The 18,266-nt window shown below is 62.5% G+C and carries 12 protein-coding genes; 1 reads left to right on the top strand and 11 read right to left on the bottom strand.

Features of this window, described 5'->3' with window-relative positions; all coding sequences use genetic code 11:
* Positions 1-40: 40 nt before the first annotated feature.
* On the top strand, positions 41-1,381 hold the full coding sequence (locus tag AC1PUL_RS18645) for a bifunctional folylpolyglutamate synthase/dihydrofolate synthase (RefSeq protein WP_480465544.1): 1,341 nt from the start codon (positions 41-43) through the stop codon (positions 1,379-1,381).
* A 50-nt stretch (positions 1,382-1,431) separates the two neighbouring features.
* Here AC1PUL_RS18645 and trxA read toward each other — a convergent pair whose 3' ends face one another.
* The 11 genes from trxA to AC1PUL_RS18590 form a co-directional block, all read right to left on the bottom strand.
* Positions 1,432-1,752: a thioredoxin gene (gene trxA, locus AC1PUL_RS18640; protein ID WP_006724193.1), complete on the bottom strand. Its 321-nt coding sequence runs from the start codon at positions 1,750-1,752 to the stop codon at positions 1,432-1,434.
* 75 nt (positions 1,753-1,827) lie between these two features.
* Positions 1,828-5,385 (bottom strand): double-strand break repair helicase AddA, encoded by a 3,558-nt coding sequence (gene addA / locus AC1PUL_RS18635; protein WP_480465543.1) that lies wholly within the window; start codon positions 5,383-5,385, stop codon positions 1,828-1,830.
* Positions 5,378-8,566 (bottom strand): double-strand break repair protein AddB, encoded by a 3,189-nt coding sequence (gene addB, locus AC1PUL_RS18630; protein WP_480465542.1) that lies wholly within the window; start codon positions 8,564-8,566, stop codon positions 5,378-5,380. Before addB ends, addA begins: the two co-directional genes overlap by 8 nt.
* A 1-nt stretch (position 8,567) precedes the next feature.
* Complete coding sequence (locus AC1PUL_RS18625; RefSeq protein ID WP_480465541.1) at positions 8,568-9,302, bottom strand: nucleotidyltransferase family protein; 735 nt, start codon at positions 9,300-9,302, stop codon at positions 8,568-8,570.
* 4 nt (positions 9,303-9,306) lie between these two features.
* Positions 9,307-10,836 (bottom strand): tRNA (adenosine(37)-N6)-threonylcarbamoyltransferase complex ATPase subunit type 1 TsaE, encoded by a 1,530-nt coding sequence (tsaE, locus tag AC1PUL_RS18620; RefSeq protein ID WP_480465540.1) that lies wholly within the window; start codon positions 10,834-10,836, stop codon positions 9,307-9,309.
* On the bottom strand, positions 10,833-13,310 hold the full coding sequence (locus tag AC1PUL_RS18615) for a sensor histidine kinase (protein ID WP_480468630.1): 2,478 nt from the start codon (positions 13,308-13,310) through the stop codon (positions 10,833-10,835). The genes tsaE and AC1PUL_RS18615 overlap by 4 nt, the downstream gene beginning before the upstream one ends.
* A 294-nt stretch (positions 13,311-13,604) precedes the next feature.
* On the bottom strand, positions 13,605-15,002 hold the full coding sequence (gene ahcY / locus AC1PUL_RS18610) for an adenosylhomocysteinase (protein WP_480465539.1): 1,398 nt from the start codon (positions 15,000-15,002) through the stop codon (positions 13,605-13,607).
* 160 nt (positions 15,003-15,162) lie between these two features.
* Entirely contained in the window at positions 15,163-15,450 is a 288-nt protein-coding gene (locus tag AC1PUL_RS18605; RefSeq protein WP_480465538.1) for an HPr family phosphocarrier protein, read from the bottom strand.
* Positions 15,447-15,848 (bottom strand): PTS sugar transporter subunit IIA, encoded by a 402-nt coding sequence (locus tag AC1PUL_RS18600; RefSeq protein ID WP_298463057.1) that lies wholly within the window; start codon positions 15,846-15,848, stop codon positions 15,447-15,449. Before AC1PUL_RS18600 ends, AC1PUL_RS18605 begins: the two co-directional genes overlap by 4 nt.
* 117 nt (positions 15,849-15,965) lie before the next feature.
* Positions 15,966-16,424, bottom strand: coding sequence for an HPr kinase/phosphorylase (locus AC1PUL_RS18595; RefSeq protein WP_480465537.1), 459 nt, complete (start codon positions 16,422-16,424; stop codon positions 15,966-15,968).
* Positions 16,421-18,202 (bottom strand): stimulus-sensing domain-containing protein, encoded by a 1,782-nt coding sequence (locus AC1PUL_RS18590; RefSeq protein WP_480465536.1) that lies wholly within the window; start codon positions 18,200-18,202, stop codon positions 16,421-16,423. The genes AC1PUL_RS18595 and AC1PUL_RS18590 overlap by 4 nt, the downstream gene beginning before the upstream one ends.
* Positions 18,203-18,266 lie beyond the last annotated feature (64 nt).

The following is an 18,266-nucleotide window of genomic DNA, read 5'->3' as shown; positions in this document are numbered from 1 at the left end:
CCTTGCTTCCCCTTGAGGCCGCGCTCGCGGAACGAGTGTCATGACAGACCCCATCGTCAGCCAGGCCGATGCCGAGATCGACAAGCTCATGGGGCTGCACCCCAAGGGCTATGATCTCTCGCTCGACCGTATCCGGCGCCTCCTCGAGGTTCTGGGCAATCCCCATCTGAAGCTGCCGCCGGTCATCCATGTGGCCGGCACCAATGGCAAAGGCTCGGCAACGGCCTTTTGCCGTGCGCTCCTGGAAGCCCAGGGTCTGTCCGTCCACGTCCACACCTCGCCGCATCTCGTGCGCTGGCACGAGCGCTATCGCATCGGCGTCAAGGGTGGCCGCGGGCAGATCGTTGATGATGCGATGTTTGCCGATGCCCTGCGCCGCGTGGCAGAGGCCAATGGTGGCAAGCCGATCACCGTCTTCGAGATCCTGACGGCGGTGACCTTCATCCTCTTTTCCGAGCAGCCTGCCGACGTCGTCGTGCTGGAGGTTGGTCTTGGCGGACGCTTCGACGCCACCAATGTCGTCGAAAAACCGGCTGTCTGCATCGTCCAGCCGATCTCGCTCGATCATCAGGCCTATCTTGGTGACCGGGTTGAGCTGATTGCCGCCGAAAAGGCCGGCATCATGAAGCGCGGCGTTCCCGTGGTCATCGGTCACCAGGAATTCGACGGCGCGAAGGATGTGCTGATCAGCACCGCAGAGCGCCTCGGCTGTCCGCTCGCCGTCTTTGCCCAGGATTTCCTCGCTTATGAAGAATTCGGACGGCTCGTCTATCAGGATGAGTTCGGTCTGATGGACCTGCCGCTCCCGCGGCTTCCCGGCCGCCACCAGATTGGAAACGCTGCTACGGCCATCCGGGCCGTAAAGGCAGCCGGCTATACGGTGACGGAAGAGATCGCCGAAAAGGCCATGCTGTCGGTCGAATGGCCGGGCCGTCTGCAAAGGCTGACCGAGGGTCGGCTGGTGGAGCGGGCCCCTCAAGGTGCTGAAATCTGGCTCGATGGCGGGCATAACCCGGGTGCGGGTGAGGTGATCGCCGAAGCCATGGCAGCCATGGAAGAACGCCAGGCGCGGCCGCTGCATCTGGTTATCGGCATGATCAACACCAAGGATCCGATCGGCTTCTTCCGCGCTTTCGTCGACATCGCCCACAATGTCTACACCGTGCCGATCCTGGGTTCTGACGTCGGCCTCGATCCGGTGGCACTTGCCCAGTCCGCAGCAGAGGCCGGTTTGAAAGCTCTTCCGATGGGCTCACTGGGTCAGGCGCTCGATGCGATCCGTGAGCGCAGTGAAGGCGGAACTCCGCCGCGCATCATGATCGGCGGCTCGCTCTATCTCGCGGGCAATGTGCTCGCCGAAAACGGCACCATTCCGACATGAAAAAAGCCCGGCGAAACCGGGCTTTTTCTTTTTTATCAGTGACCTGAGGTTCAGGCTGCGCCGGCGATCCAGCTGGACAGAGCGGTCTTCGGTGCTGCACCCACCTTGATGTCGGCGACTTCGCCACCCTTGAAGACGGCCAGCGTCGGGATCGAGCGAACGCCGAACTGGGCAGCCAGTTCCGGGTTTTCATCGATGTTCAGCTTGGCGATCTTCACCTTGCCGGCGAGTTCGTTGGAGATTTCTTCAAGGCTCGGTGCAATCATCTTGCACGGGCCGCACCATTCGGCCCAGAAATCCACGACAACCGGTTCGGAAGCGTTGAGCACCTCGGCCTGGAAATTGGACTTGTCGACTTTAACGGTAGCCATGGGGCTCTCCCTTCATAGATACGGAATTGACTAGATATGTGATGCCGCACGGCAGCAATTTCAATATGCGGTATCTCACGATGTTTCGAGGTCGGCAAGAGAGCGCTGGAGCAGCCCGGCATCGAGCCGGATGAGGCTGCCGTTTTCGGTATAGATCAGCCAGCATTCCACCTGTTTGCCGGGGTAGAGCGGCTGCAGGATCTCGCGGTAGATGGCGAGCTGCACCCGGTGGGAGAGGGGGGCTTGCGCGGCCTCCAATGGTGGATTCCGGTTCGTCTTGTAGTCGGCGATGATCACCCGGTCGGTTAGCACGGCCATCCGGTCGATGCGGCCGGAGACGGCACGCAACTCACCCTTCAGTCGCATCGTTCCCATGACCGAAACTTCGGCACGGCTGCCGGTATTGAACACCGGATGAAGCACCTCGTCCTCCAGCACGGCCATGACGGTAGAGACCAGTCTCTGTCGCTGCTCTGCCGGCCAGAACCGGGCCGCACGTTCTGCATAACGCTCGGCTGCCTCACGGCGGTCAGACTCCGGAAAGCCCGGCAGGTTCTGCAGCATCCGATGGATGAGCCGCCCGCGCTGCAGAGCGAGATCCGCCTTTTCCGTCGTCGAAAACAGTGCTGAGGCGGTCAGGGCGTCCTCGTCTTCGTCCACGGTAATGCTGCCGACACCCGATGGGCTGAGCGGTCTCGGCAGGCTGACCGGTGGCGGAAGCGGCTTCCAGAGCGTCGGGGGAAGGCTGTGGCTCTCCTCGCTTTCAGCGCTTTCTTCGCTCACGGGCAGGTCATGCTCCGCCTCGCCGAGAGACCAGCGCAGTCCCGCCCAGCTGCCATCCGGTCCGGTGAATTCGACCGGCTTGCAGCGCGTTTCGTTGGCGCTGAGCGCCCGCGCGATCATCTTGTGCCAGATCTCGCCCGTGTCCTGCACGCCGCGATAGCCGCCCACGATCAGGCGGTCGGCAGCGCGGGTCATCGCGACATAGAGCAGCCGGCGATATTCTTCCTCGGCCTGATCCTTGCGCCGATCCATGTCGGCAGCGGAGATCGAATTGCCGAGCGACTTCGACGGCACCCAGATCGGGAAGGGCATGCCTTCAGCCGTCCCAATGATTCGCAGCTTGGCCACATGGTTCGAATTGAAAGGCTTCGAGCCGCCATCGATCAGGAAGACGATCGGCGCTTCGAGACCCTTCGAGGCATGCACCGTCATGATGCGGACTTCGTTGCGCTCCTTGTCCTGCTCGCGCTTGACCTCCGGCGCTTCCATCTCGAGCGTGGAGACAAAAGACTGCAGCCCTGGCAATCCGCTGGTCTCGAAGGAGAGGGCAAAGGTCAGGAACTCGTCGATGATGTCGCTCACCTCAGAGCCGAGGCGACCGAGATAGGCCCTCCGGCCACCATGGACGCTGAGCACGCGGGCATAGAAATCATGGACCGAGTGGTCACGTGCCTGGTCGAGAAACAGGGTCAGCCTGTCATGTGTCTTCTTCCACGCATCATTGCCCTCAGCCTGCTCCGCGAGTCTCGCCCAGAGGCTCTGCGCTTCCGGCCGCTCGGCCGCCAGCGCCATCAGATCGTCTTCGCTATGGTTGAAGAGCGGGCTCTTCAGGAGCGAAGCGAGCGAGAGATCGTCGCCCGGCAGCAGCAGGAAACGTCCAAGCGCCAGCATGTCCTGCACGGCGATATGACTGGTCAGTTTCAGGCGGTCCGCACCGGCGACCGGTATGTTGTAGGGGCGTTTCAGCGCCCGGGTCAGCGCATTGACGAAACCGTCGCGTTTGCGCACGAGCACAAGGATGTCGCCCGGGCGGATCAGCCGCTTGTTGCCCTTCTCGATGATGGTCTCGCGTCCGACGATCTGGCTGATCTGGTGCGCCACGCGTCGTGCGAGGATCGCGGAGGGAGCGCTTTCCGGCGTCGCGTCGAAGGGGGCGGTCCAGTCCTCGTCCTTCTCCTGCTTTTCGGCGGCGATCATGTCCCAGACATCGACCATTCCCGGATGCCCGATGCGGCTCGACTGGTGGATGACAGGGTCCCCGCCGGCACTCAGGCCCCGGCTGTTTTCCGGCAGGCTGAAGACCTGGTCGACGGCCGCAAGGACCGATTGCGTCGAGCGGAAGGAGAGCGGCAGGCGCACCGTGTTGAAGCTCTGTCCGCTTTCCGTGACCGCGCGTTCGGTCTGGCGCGCTTCCTGCGAGAACTGCTCGGGTCGTGCGCCCTGGAAGGAATAGATCGACTGCTTCTCATCCCCCACCGCAAAGAAGGTGCGGATCCCGGGCCGGGCGCTGAGACCCGTGAAGAAGTCCTCGCGCAGCGACCGGATGACATCCCATTGCACCGGGCTCGTATCCTGTGCCTCGTCGACGAGGATATGATCGATGCCCTGATCGAGCTTGTAATGCACCCAGGCGCCGACATCGTCCCGCGTCAGAAGCCGCGCGGTGCGCACGATCAGATCCTCGAAATCGAGCTGCGAGCGCCGCTTTTTCAGCTCCTCGTAGTCGGAGTCAAGACGCACGGCCAGCGTCAGTGCCGATCGCGTCGCCTGGTACATGCGGAAGATCCGCAGCCGGTCCCGCATGGCGACCACATGATCCCGGGCCGCAATCACAGCATCCTTGAGATCCGGCGCGACCTTGGTCATGGCAGCGGCAATCAGCGAGCTGTCGGCCTTCGGTGCTTCCTGTGCCGTCAGGAAAGCCTGGTCCAGAAGCTTCGCCCGCTCCAGCGGATCGGTTTCCACCAGCGCCCGTTCCAGGACTTCCGCGACGGCTCGCACCTTCTCGCCGCCCTTTTCGAGGGCAAGCTGGATGTACCGGCTGAAATTGCCACCCGACAGTCCGGCAAGAGGCCAGTAATCCTCGGCACGGCTGGTCTCGCTTTCGAGCGGGCCGATGCCCAGACCCTTGCGCAGGGTCGCATCAAGGCCACCCGTCCGTTCTGCACGCTGCCGGAACTCGCGGATTGCATGCCGATTGGCCACGGTATCGGCAATCAGTCCTTCGAGCCCGCTTTCATCGGCAATGCTCAGCACCTGGGAGAAGGCTTCGGCGAGTGTCGCATCATTCTCCGTCGACGTGGCCGTCAGCAGCGATCGCCGCGCTTCGGCAAGAACCGTGACGGCGGCTCGATCGTCGAGCACGTTGAAATGCCCGGCGACATTCGCTTCCAAGGGAAACTGGTGCAGCAGCGCTTCGCAGAAGGCGTGGATCGTCTGGATCTTCAGGCCACCCGGTGTTTCCAGTGCCTTGGCAAAGAGCCGCCGTGCGGCCGCCAGCGTCGCCCGATCCGGTTCCCTCTGTTCGATCGCCGCAATCCGCTTGGCCAGTTCCCGATCATCCAGCGTTGCCCATTCTGCCAGCCGCTCGAAGACGCGGTTCGACATTTCGGACGCCGCAGCCTTGGTATAGGTGAGGCAGAGAATGGACGAGGGGCGAGCGCCCGCCAGCAGAAGCCGAATCACCCGCTGCGTCAGAACATGCGTCTTGCCGGAGCCGGCATTGGCCGACACCCAGGCCGATTGGCCGGGATGGGATGCGCGCGACTGGGCAAGCGTCGTCCAGCCGAGCCAGGCGGTGGGATCGCTGCCGGTCGGTAGCTCGTCCAGGGCAAAGCGCTGATCACTCATCGCCGGCTCCTTCCTCGGCTTCCGCCGTCGACCATTCCGCGACGCGCGCCAGATGGTCGTATTCGCCGCCATAGGCGTTCTGTTCCGCCGGGATCAGACGGGAGACGTAACCCCGCTCGCCGCTCTGCAGCGCCTGAACGAAGCGGCCGAGCTCGTCCACGGACTGCGTGGCAAGCTCAAGCGCAGACTTCTTGTTGTCGCCCCGCGTCGCCATTTCGTTGTTCACCTGATCCGCCGAGAAGCGATCGCCGGGCCGCAGACGGACATAGACAAGGTTGAGGGGCTTTATGTCCCCGGCCGGTTTGAAGGCGCCTTGGATTAGGGCTGCCGCTTCGAGGGCCAATTGCGGGTCGAGCAGGCTGCGCGCCTGATTGACGCTGGGGTTGAGCCCCGTCTTGTAATCGATGATATCGGCAAAGCCGCCGCCCCGGATATCGATCCGGTCGGCAATCCCGCTGATGGTGATATCGACAGGGCGCAGCAGCACATTGCCCCTGACTTCCGTCAGCGAGCGCTTGATCTCCGGTCTCCGCTGCCGCTCCCAGCCGAGAAAGGCCGAGGCGACGCTGTAGAAGCGCTGCCGCCAGACAACGTCGATGTGGAGCGGCAGAGCCTCCTTGAGAAACTCCTCATCGGTGATCCGGTGCAGGATATCGAGCGCGTCCAGCCGGGCCGGGTCATGATCCTCACGGATGAAACGCTCGACGATACGGTGATAGAGCGTCCCGCGTTCGGCAGCCCCCGGATCCTGGTTGAAGGGATCGACGGGATCGAGACGCAGGATGCGCCGCGCATAGATGGAATAGGGGTCACGCCGGAAGCGCCCGACCTCGGAAAAGCTGAAGGCACGGGGTTGTATCTCGGCGCGCGGTCGTGGTGCGGGGCGCTGCGCCGGAGCCTGGTTTTCGCCCTGGTCGATCAGGTCGGCATAGCGCCGGTAGATCTGGCCGCGCTTTCGCATCTCGTCTTCAAGCAGGGGCCCGCCGAGCGCCATCAGACGCTGGAGCCAGCGCGAGGCAACCGTCGGCGCAGATCCTTGTCGCAGCGAGCGCGAGAAAATCAGCTTCCGCGTGCCACAGGCCATCTGGAAGTCATGCGCCACCTGGCCGATCTGCCGTTCCGGCGGCTCAAGCCCGACTTCGGTCTTCATGACGCGCGACAGGAAGGGATTGTTCTTGGTCTGGCTCGGCCAGCTCCCCTCGTTCATGCCGCCGATCACCATCATGTCGACATTCTGCAGGCGCGCTTCCAGCGTCCCGAAGATGAAGACGCGCGGATGCCGCATGGCGCGTGGCTTGACCGCCTGGCCGGCCATCAGGGCCGTCAGGATATCCACCCATTGCGGGCCGTCAGCCTCGATCTGCCCGTCCGTCTCCAGGACTTCGGCGAGAAGCCGTGCCAGAGCCTCCCCCGCAGCATCGCCCCAGAGACCGGCAAGGTCACCGCGCTCGTCAACGGTGACGGCTTCCAGCACGCGACCCGTGCGCTCTGCCCAATCGCTGACAGTCAGTCTCTGCGACAGCACCCGCCCGTCGGTCGACCGGATGACCGACGAGACGAGCGGCTCAACCGCTGAGGTGACACGGTTGGCCAGTAGCTGAGCAAGCTCGATTTCTTCAGCCGCAATCGAGATGCGCCATTGCGGCTTGTGGCGGTCGGCTAGATGCGCGTCGAGCCCTTCCGCAAACAGCGGTTCCATCTCGGCAAGGTCGAGGCTCTTCAGGCCCCCACGCAGCGCGATGCGTTCGAGCGCATCGGCGGCCTTGCGCATATCCTCGGCCGTGAAGCCGAAGCGAGCCAGCGGATGCTTGATGAGCGACACGATCGCCACAGGATCACCGGGGCGCAGGCAGGCCTCGGCCACCACCTGGGTCAGCATGGCAGCCTGGGTGCCGGTCATCGGCGTACCCGCCGAATCGTCCGCCTCAATCCCGAATCGGGCGAGTTCAGACATCACACGCCGTGCCAGCGCGCGATCGGGCGTGATCAGCGCCACCCGGCTTTCGGGATTGTCTGACGCCTCTTCGAGCCCCAGCCGCAGTGCAATCGCAATTGCCGTTGCTTCCTCGCGTTCATTGGCCGTTTCGATCAGCGCGACATCGCGAAACGCAGCCAGAACACGTGCATCGTCGATCTCCTGCCGCCAGGCCTTCCAGGTATCGGTTGCCTCGGCGGGTGCCATGGCGCGCGACAGAAATTCGGCCCTATCCTGGAGCGCCGGATCGGAGGTTTCGAGCACCCGGACATCCGCGCGTTCGAGTTTCATATGCCGCAAGAGATGGGCAAGACCATATTGCGGATGCCCGCGCACGGCAGGGCTCGGACGGATCACCGAGATCTCGCGATCGTTGAGCTTCGCCCAGTCCTCATCCGGCATGTCGAGATCGAGCCCGGGCAGTACCACGACACCCTGGTCGAGTTCTGCAATCGCGGCAATCAGTTCGGCCGCTGCCGGGATCGAGCCGGTGGAGCCTGCAACGATGACGGGGCCAGCCGAACCCTGCCTGCGGAAGCGGTCGGCCTCGGCCCGGAGCACCGCATCGCGGTGGCGCGCCGGTGATGACCGCACCAGTTCCTGCAGCCGCGCCGGCCAGAACTCCGTTGCGATCGTCAGAAACTCCAGCGTCAGTTGCCACCAGGAGCCGAAATCCGCCGATTGCAGCTTTTCGAGATCCTTCCAGTCGCAGCCTTCGGTCTCCGCCGCTTCGATCAGTTCGACCAGCGCCCGAGCCAGCCAGACGGCATCGGCGGGGCTCGCGGGCGCGACCAGCGGCGTGTCCGAATGGATCGACCGCACGATGTCGGGCAACTGGTTGCGCCAGGCCAGGATCAGCCGGGCGAGTTCCAGAAGCATGACGGTGCTGCTCACCGCTGGGGCGAGATCCATCAACTGCGGCGCATCAAGGTCAAAAAAGCCGCTGTCGTCGTCGGTTTCACCCAGCGTGCGAATATCGGGAAGGATCGCCGCGCGACCGCCGAGCAGGTCGACGAATTCCGAGCGCAACACGCGGGCTGCGCGGCGGGTCGGAACCAGCAGAGTGACCCCTGCCAGCGAAAGCGGATCGGCGGGGTCGTAGCGAAAACTGTCGGTCAAGCGGCCATCGAGCAGCGCTTCCGTAAGCGTCCTGAGAAAGGGCCGGCCCGGAGGGATCGTCAGCAGACGCGGCGCCTTGCTCACCATCTCAACGGCTCCCGCCATATCGGGCGACCACGGCTTCGGCAGGCGCGATCGCGTCGGGTGTGCCGACGGTCAGCCACTGTCCATGGAGATCTGTGCCGAACAGCCGATTAGCGGCAATCGCACGATCGAAATAGATGTTGAGGTTGAAGGGACCCGCAGGCGCGTCATCGAAGAGATGCGGCATCAGCGCTAAGGCCCCGGCATAGACGACCGGGTTTGGTGCGCCGGAGGCATAGCGGGTCAGCCGACCATCATCCGCCATCGAGAAATCGTTCTTGCCGTTATGGCCCGTGGTCCGTTCCTGCTCGACGCAGAGCATCGCCATGTCCATTCGGGAGGGATCGAACTTTTGCGCCAGCCGGACAAGATTGCTCGGCTCATCATCGCGTTCCCCGACCCAGAAGAGATCGGCATTCATGACGAGCGCCGGACGGTCCTGGTCGAGCAGCTTGAGACCCTTTGCGAGTCCACCGCCCGAATCCATCAACCGCTCGCGCTCGTCGGAAATGCGGATCTTGGCCCGCGCCTCCGTGGCGAGGTGAGCCTCCATCTGGTCGGCATGGTGATGCACGTTGACGACAACGGTCTCGACGCCGGCGTCTACGAGCGCGTCGAGCACATAGTCGATCATCGGTTTATCCCCGATGCGGACCAGCGGTTTCGGCATTGTCTCTGTAATGGGGCGCATCCGCGTGCCGAGGCCGGCCGCGAGCACCATGGCTTGCTTGATGATCATTCGCTCAGGCCGGTGATTCGGGAAGCTCGATTCCAGCCTCTATGCACCAGTTCCGCAAGGGGGCGAGCACAGGATGTTCGAAAGCGACGCTCAAGTGCCAGAGTGTGCGGGGAAGATGGCGCATATAGCCCGGCTTGCCGTCCCGGTCCTTGAGGCGAACCCAGAGCCCGTTCAGCTTGCAGGCGCGCTGCGCCGACATGATCGCCCAGCTCTTCAGGAAGGCGGCTTCGTTGAAATCCGCTTTCCTGGCGCGTGCCGAAAGATAGTCGGTCATCAACTGATCCATCAGCGGCCGCTCGATCGTCACCCGGGCGTCCTGGACGAGCGAAACGAGATCATAGGCCGAGGGGCCGATCATTGCGTCCTGGAAATCGATGAGGCCGACCCGGTCATGTCCTTCGCGGTCTTCGCGCCAGATGATGTTCGGCGAATGAAAGTCACGCATCACGATGGACGTGTCGGCCCCCGCCAACTCGTCGATCAGCTGGTCCCAGATGGCGAGATAGCTTGCCCGCTCTTCCGCTGTCGCCTGTTGCCCCTTGCGTTTCCAGGGCAGATGCCAGTCGAGCAGCAGCTCCACCTCGAACTTCATCGCCGCACGATCGAAATCGGGTATGACGTGTTTATGCCCACCGGCAATAACGATCTCCCGATCGAAAGGCGCATCATGAATGGCGGCGAGGCAGGCAACACTCGCACGGTAGCGATCGGCGATCGGCTTTGCCTCTGCGTCGAGAACGCCGTCTTCACCGAGATCTTCGAGCAGCAGTAGCCCGGCGTCGAGATCCTGTGCCAGGACTTCGGGAGCGGCAAAGCCGCGCTCGCGCAGCGCCTGTCCGATGGCCACGAAGGGACGCACATCCTCGGCCAGATGCACGAGCTGCGAGTAAGGTTTGCCATCGCGGATCGGCGGACCGTTCGGCCGCTTCGGCGCATCCATCAGGACAAGGCGGGCGCTTCCATCGGTCGGATAGACATGCTCATAGGCGCGGTTCGAGGCGTCACCTGTCAGATGGCGTCTGCGGGCGCCCGCGTAGTCGTTTTCCTCAAGGAAGTGGCGAATTTCGATGACGCGACGAAGTCGCGCCAGCTTCAGCTCAGGAGTCTGTATGGAGAGGTTTCGCCCACCGTCGGATGCGAACTGGAAGCTGATCTCGATGCGGTTCTTCGGCAGCGCGCGACCGGCCTTGGCAGGCCATTCAACGAGGCAGATACCCTCGGCCAAAGCCTCTTCGAGACCCAGTTCGTCGAGCTCACTCGCATCAGACAGCCGATAGAGATCGAAATGGGCGACCGGTATCCTCAGATCGTAGTTCTGCACCAGCGTGAAGGTCGGGCTTGGAACTTCCAGATCAGGTTCATCAGCCAAAGCTCGGATGAGCGCTCGGCTTAGCGTCGACTTGCCGGCGCCCAGATCCCCCTCAAGTGCAACGCAGTCGCCGACCTGAAGAGCGAGGAGCAAATCCTCGCCGAAACGCGCCGTGGCAACGTCGTCGGCAAGGTGGATGGCAAGCGGGGTCGGCTCGGCGCTCATTCGGCGGCGGCGATCATCTGCGGCAGACTGGCGTTGGGAATGCGGCAGTGAACCGTGGTCCCCCGTCCTTGTTCACTCTCGATCTTCACCTCACCCTTGTGCAGGTTGACGAAGCTCTGGACGATCGAGAGCCCAAGGCCGGGCCCACTGCGCTTCCCGCCCTTGGCACTTGTCGAGAAACGATCAAAGGCCGAGGAGACGAGGTCTGGGCTCATGCCGCAGCCGCTGTCGCTCACTGAGAACACGAAGTCGTTCGTCTCGCGCCAGCACTTCATCGAGACGACAGTCCCTTCGGGTGCGAAATTCACGGCATTCGTCAGGATCTTGATGAGGATCTGCTTCAGCCGCTGTCGGTCGGCAATCAGGTGGCCCAGCTGCGTCGGCGCCGCGATCTCCAGAGTCACGCCACCTTCCTGCAGCCGATCCGTCATCTGCATCGAGACGTCATCGAGCAGGTCGCTCAGATCGATCTCGGAATAGTCGAGCTGCATGATGCCGGCATCGACGGTCGCGAGATCGAGAATGTCGTTGACGATGGTCAGCAGCACCGAGGACGAGGTCGAGATGTGGTCGATATACTCCGCCTGGCGCTCGTTGAGCGGCCCGATCGCCGGGGTCTTCAGGAGATCGGTGAAGCCGATGATATTGGTGAGCGGCGAACGTAGTTCGTAGGACACGTGCTGGACGAAATCGTTTTTGAGCTCGTCTGCCTTGCGCAGCGCCTCGTTCTTTTCCTTCAGCGCCCGTTCGGCACGTACGCTGTCGGTCATGTTGACGAAGGTCAGCATGGTCTGGGCGTTGGGTAGCGGTGTCACCGCATAGTCGAGAACAAGGCCGGAATAGAGTTCGAGCGTGCCCTGGCTCGACGGCCGTTCGTCCTCGAAACTGGTGATCATCTTGCCGAAGGCTTTCCAGCCATCCGGCTTGTCATAGGAGGACGCACAGGCGGCTTCGAGCGAGCGGATATGGGTGCCAACGGCAGCCTCGGCCTCGGAGATCCCCCAGAGTGCACGGAACGCCGGGTTGGACAGCTGGATCCGGCCATCGGGACCGAAGACGGCAACGCCTTCGGACAGGTGATCGATCGTCTCACCCTGAACCTGAACCAGCGTATTATAGCGGGTCTCCAGATTGAACTGTTCCGTGAGGTTTTCGAAGACCCAGGTCGCGCCGCCCTGCGGGTGTGCGGAGGCAATCACGCGCAGCGTCTGTCCGTTGGGCAGGTGCCAGAGATCCGTCTGGGTTTCCAGCGCCCGGTAGACCGAAAGGCAGTTTTCCTTCCAGGCCTTCCAGCTCAGCTGCTCGGGCAGCTTGTGTGCGGCGCGCAGCCGGTCGAGCAGCTCGGCATGATCGGGACGGCTTTCCAGGAACTTGGTCTCCAGGTCCCAGAGCTGCGCAAAGGCCTGATTGTAGAACTGCAGCCGGCGCTCCGAATCGAAGATCGCAACCGGGGTCGCCAGATGATCGAGCGTGTCGGCATGGCTCTTAAGGGTCCGGGCAAGTTCTTCGCGGAGCGTTTCGGACGAGGAGACATCGATCGCCATACCACAGGACCCACCGGGGCCGCGAACATCGACCACGTCAAAGAAGGTGCGCGCGCCACGAACCGCAGTTGAAACCGTATCATGGAACGGAGATTCCGGCGTGGCCGACGCCTTGATCTTCTCGCGGGTGAGGGTGCCCAGGATCTCGCGCCCTTCCTGGACAGCCTGCTGCGGCGAGGAGGCCTCGACGGCATCGCTATAGGCCTGATTGACCCAGACGAGGCGTCCGTCGCTGTCCCGCTGCCAGACGGGCTGCTCGATCGAATCCAGCAGCGATTCGAAGGTCGCGATGGAGCTGCGCAGACGGTTCCGCTCGATCTTCAGCTCGGCGAGTTCGGCCCGGAGATTGTCCAGAGCGAGGAAATGCGCATAGGCGCGGCCGCCATAGAGCTTGCCCTGGACTTCGAGGACCTCCCCACGCTGGGTTTCAACCACCAGGTCGAAGGATTGGGCATTGAGACGAAGTGCCTCGATGGCACGCTCGACTTCACTCGCCGAATGGGGTTTGAGCCAGCGTCCAAAGGCTAGGAAATCCGGATCCTGCTGAGGCGCGCCCGTTTCCGCAGGAAGCTGGCCGAGCAGTTCGGCTTTGCCGTTATGGCCTTCCCAGATCACGGTACGACGGTTCTTGTCGGCGATCAGCGTCTGATAACGGGAAATCTTCTGCTGACTGTCAGAGAAGGCGGACCGCAATTCGCGGATCTCGACATCAAGCTTGTTGCGCTGGCGCAGCAGGACGGCTGCAAAGATCAGTGCGGCGGAGACCGAGCCAAGAAGAACGGCATAGCCGGCAACGTCGACGCTGTCGAAGTCACGCACGGCCTGCGCATGGGCGAGGCCTGGGATCAAGAAGCCGGCGAGCGCGCTTCCACCGGCCAGCAGGCGGTGTTTCGCCGCCAGGACGGGACGACGGGTCAGCTTTAGGAGCATCCCGTATTTCTGTTCAGAAACTGGCCGCCAGAGGCTCGAAAAACCGGCCGTCATAGCCGTATCCCGCTGACGCGGGGCGCGTTGATCTACCGACATTCTCGGTCTGTCTCCGTCTCATTATGTGCCGCATCGTCGACAAGACATCCGTATTCGCGGACCGCTCGTGCAGTCCACGAATCAAGTCCTAAAACAATACCGCCGATGGAATGGGTCGGGAAGGCCGGGCCCCAAAAAAGAAAGCGGCGCCTTTGTCAAGGCGCCGCCTACTAGATGTAGATATTATCCAGCCATATTTTAATAGCGGTAGTGTTCTGCCTTGAACGGACCCTGCGGCGTCACGCCGATATAGGCGGCCTGTTCGTCCGAAAGCGTCGTCAGCTTCACGCCGAGCTTTTCGAGGTGCAGTCGGGCGACCTTTTCGTCGAGGTGCTTCGGCAGGACATAAACGCCCGGCTTGTATTCCTCGGTCTTGGTGAAGAGCTCGATCTGGCCGAGAACCTGGTTGGTGAACGAGGCGGACATCACGAAGGACGGATGACCCGTGGCGTTGCCGAGGTTCAGGAGACGGCCTTCCGACAGCAGGATCATGCGGTTGCCCTTCGGGAACTCGATCATGTCGACCTGCGGCTTGATGTTGGTCCACTTCAGGTTCCGGAGAGCAGCAACCTGGATCTCGTTGTCGAAGTGACCGATATTGCCAACGATCGCCATGTCCTTCATCTCGCGCATGTGGTCGATGCGGATGACGTCCTTGTTGCCGGTTGTGGTGATGAAGATGTCGGCCGAGGAGACGACGTCCTCGAGCGTGACGACTTCAAAACCGTCCATGGCAGCCTGCAGGGCGCAGATCGGGTCGACTTCCGTGACCTTGACGCGAGCGCCGGCGCCGCGCAGCGAGGCGGCAGAGCCCTTGCCAACATCGCCGTAACCGCAGACGACGGCAACCTTGCCGGCCATCATCACGTCGGTGCCGCGACGGATACCGTCGACCAGCGATTCCTTGCAGCCATACTTGTTGTCGAACTTCGACTTGGTGACCGAGTCGTTGACGTTGATGGCCGGGAAGGGGAGGAGGCCCTTCTTGGCGAGTTCATAGAGACGGTGAACGCCGGTGGTGGTTTCTTCGGTGACGCCCTTGATCGCATCGCGCTGCTTGGTGAACCAGCCCGGCGAAGCGGCAAGGCGCTTCTTGATCTGTGCGACGAGGATCTCTTCTTCTTCCGACTGCGGATTGGAAAGGACATCTTCGCCGGCTTCGGCGCGGGCGCCGAGCAGGATGTACATGGTGGCGTCGCCACCATCATCAAGGATCATGTTGGAGACGCCGCCATCGGCCCACTGGAAGATCTTGTCAGTGTAGTCCCAGTAGTCGGTGAGCGTTTCACCCTTGACGGCAAAGACCGGGATGCCGGCAGCTGCGATCGCAGCGGCAGCGTGGTCCTGCGTCGAGAAGATGTTGCAGGACGCCCAGCGAACTTCGGCACCGAGAGCAACGAGGGTTTCGATGAGAACCGCAGTCTGGATCGTCATGTGCAGCGAGCCGGTGATGCGCGCGCCCTTCAGCGGCTTGCTGGCGCCGAATTCTTCACGGCAGGCCATCAGGCCCGGCATTTCGGTTTCAGCGATGCTGATTTCCTTGCGGCCGAAATCGGCAAGACCGATATCGGCGATCACGTAGTCATGTTTGCTCATGGGATTCTCCGGCTGGATCCGACCCGATCCGCATCTCATGGCGGACGGACTAACTGGCTCTCCCGCAGTCAGGGCTGCAGGGCTGGGGATCTTCTAGCAGGGAATGGCAGCAAACGCAATCTGACATAAAGAAGTCTTTATGTCTTTATGTCGCGATGCTTTACATCTCTTCACCGAAACGATCGGCCACCAGAGCCGCAAGCGCTTCCATCACGGCCTGCGCCTGATTGCCTGAGGCTGTCACGGAAATCGAGCAGCCCGGGCTGGCGGCGAGCATCATCAGGCCCATGATGGAGGTGCCGCCCACCGTGGTGCCGTCCTTCGACACGCTGACGACGGCGTCGAACCCGCTGACAGTCTGCACGAATTTTGCGGATGCGCGCGCATGGAGCCCGCGCTTGTTGATGATCAGGAGGTCCTGGGAAATCGCTTCGGCCATTGTCGTCATTTGCCGCTCAAAACGCGGCTTGCAACATTGATATACTTGCGGCCGGCCTCCGACGCCTCGACAAGGGCGCGATCCATGTCGTTGTCACCCCGAACACCGGCGAGCTTGATCAGCATCGGCAGATTGACGCCTGCGATCACTTCGATGCGACCGGTATTCATCACGGAGATCGCGAGGTTCGACGGCGTTCCACCGAACATGTCGGTCAGGATGATCACGCCATGGCCATCGTCGGCGCGCAGCACGGCATCAAGGATATCCTGACGACGCTGGTCCATGTCATCTTCGGGGCCGATCGAAACGGTCTCGATACATTTTTGTGGGCCTACGACATGAACCACCGCATGGTGGAACTCTTCAGCCAGCTTGCCATGCGTGACAAGCACAAGTCCGATCATTCTCTACTGCCCCTTCGCGCAACTCTTGCCAAATAGCTCAAGATTGGCGTTTCGTCCATCAATTGGACGCCATCTTGTCGATCAAAGCGCGAAGTGCAAGCCAAAACAGCGTGTAAATCAGCCCTTTGCAGCAAGGCTGCGAATGCGCGCAAAGATGAGGCTGAGCGGAAACCGGCTCCATGGGGGAACCCGGATCAGGGGAAGACGGAGACCTGCGGCGATCTCCACATGCTCGTCATCCGGCGGAAGACGCTCCTTTTCATCTCCGGACACGAGCTGCACCGCATAGTGCAGCACTGCTTCCTCGACAGGATCGACGCTGACGATCCCGGTATAGCGAAGCTCGATAAGGCCGCGGATTGCCTGCGGTCCACGGGCGATGATCAGGCCGTTTTCACGGGAAACGAGAACACGGTCGTCGGACACCAGGGCGGCCGTCCGTCCGGCCAACCGCGCCTCGGCCAGACAATCGAAGGCAAGTGCCGATTTGCCGCTGCCCGACGGACCGAGAAAGAGAAGGCCGATGCCGTCGACGGCGATGGCTGTCGCATGAATGTTGTCGGCCCGGGCCGTCACGTGGAGCTTTCCACCGGCAGCGACAGAATGAACCGAGCGCCGGTGATGCGGCCGGTTGCCGCATCCATGACATTCTCCGCCCTCAGCGTCCCCCCATGGGCTTCGGCGATCTGCCGGCTGATCGACAGACCAAGGCCCGAATTCTGGCCGAAACTTTCGCCCTCGGGACGGTCGGTATAGAAGCGCTCGAAGATGCGGTCGATGTCTTCCGCCTGGATGCCCGGACCGTTGTCCTCCACCTGGATCAGACAGCGGCTCCGGTTGCGTGACAACTTGACCAATATCCGGCCGCTGTCTTCCGGCACGAAAGAGCGGGCGTTCTCGATGAGGTTGGTCACGATCTGACCCAGGCGCAGATCATGGCCGGTGACGACGAACTGCTGGTTTGCTCCGGGCTTCTGATCGATCACATAATCGATCTTCACCGCTTTCTTGCCGCTGCGGATTTCGCGCGAGATATCGACGAGGCTTGCGACCAGCACTTGGAGGTCGACCGGCTTCGCGTCCGAGCGCGCCAGCTCCGCGTCCAGACGCGATGCGTCCGAGATGTCGCTGATCAGGCGGTCGAGTCTTCGGACATCGTGCTGGATGATGTCCATCAGCCGCTGCCGCGACTGATCGGTCTTGGCCAGCGGCAGCGTCTCGACAGCCGATCTGAGTGAGGTCAGCGGGTTTTTCAACTCGTGGCTTACATCGGCCGCGAAGCTTTCGATCGCATCGATCCGGTCGTATAGCGCCGTCGTCATCTCGCGCAGCGCAATCGAGAGATTGCCGATCTCGTCCTGACGAACGGAGAAATCCGGAATCTCCTCGCGCTCCTTGGCGCCCCGACGCACGCGAATGGCTGCAGCCGAAAGCCGGCGCAGCGGATTGGCAATCGTCGAGGACAAGAGCAGCGACACGACGATATTGACGAGTGTCGCCACGCCGAAGACGCGCAGGATCGCGAGACGCTCCGCATGCACGATCTTGTCGATGTCGCCGGCCTGGGTCGACAGCAGGAGAACGCCGAGGACGGCGCGCGAGCGTTGCACGGGCACCGCGACCGAGACGATCAGCTCCCCCTGATCGGTCACGCGCACCACGGCGCCGCGAACGCCGGTCAGCGCGTTCATGACCTCCGGATAGATCGAGCCATCGCCACCGGGAGCCTCGCGGTAGACGGGCAGATTGCCGGGCTGGAGGATGGTGTTGAACAGACGGGTGATCCAGTCGGTAAAGCTGGTCGAGTCATTGTCGACGGGCGGCAGGTCGAAACGCAGCACCTGTCCGCGCGAATAGAGATGCCGCGAATCAAGCAGCAGGTTGGCATCCGCATCGAATAGCCGGGCACGAATGCGCGTCGGCGAGATCAGGCGCCGAAGCACCGGTGCCACCCGTTCCGGGTTGATCGGAAACTCCAGATCTTCATCGTTCGGAACAGGGGTGATGCTCTGGCCGGCCTGCAGTTCCAGCAGCTTTTCGGGATCGATGGTGATCGAGTTGGTATCGACCGAAGCCGAGGCGGAGACGGCGGCCGCGATGATCTCGCCCTGGGTCAGAAGGCTTTCGACACGCGCGTCGATCAGCCCCTCGCGAAACTGATTGAGATACATGATGCCGCCGACCAGAACGATCAGTGCGGCGAGGTTAAAGAAGACGATTCGGCGCGTCAGGCTGGAAAACAGGGCGTGACCGAAGATCCGACGGATCAGCGTGAACGGGTGGCTGAACAGCCGACGCTGTTCGGAGCCGGTATCCGGCTCCTCCAGATGTCCCTCGTCAACCTGCTGGGTCAAACCTTTGCCTTTCGCCAACGAGCCCGTTCATCAGGTGCCGCCTGCGAACGATGCCCGCAGAACC

The sequence above is a fragment of the Rhizobium sp. P43 genome (genome assembly GCF_056730705.1).
This window is presented reverse-complemented; position numbering and strand designations above follow the sequence as displayed.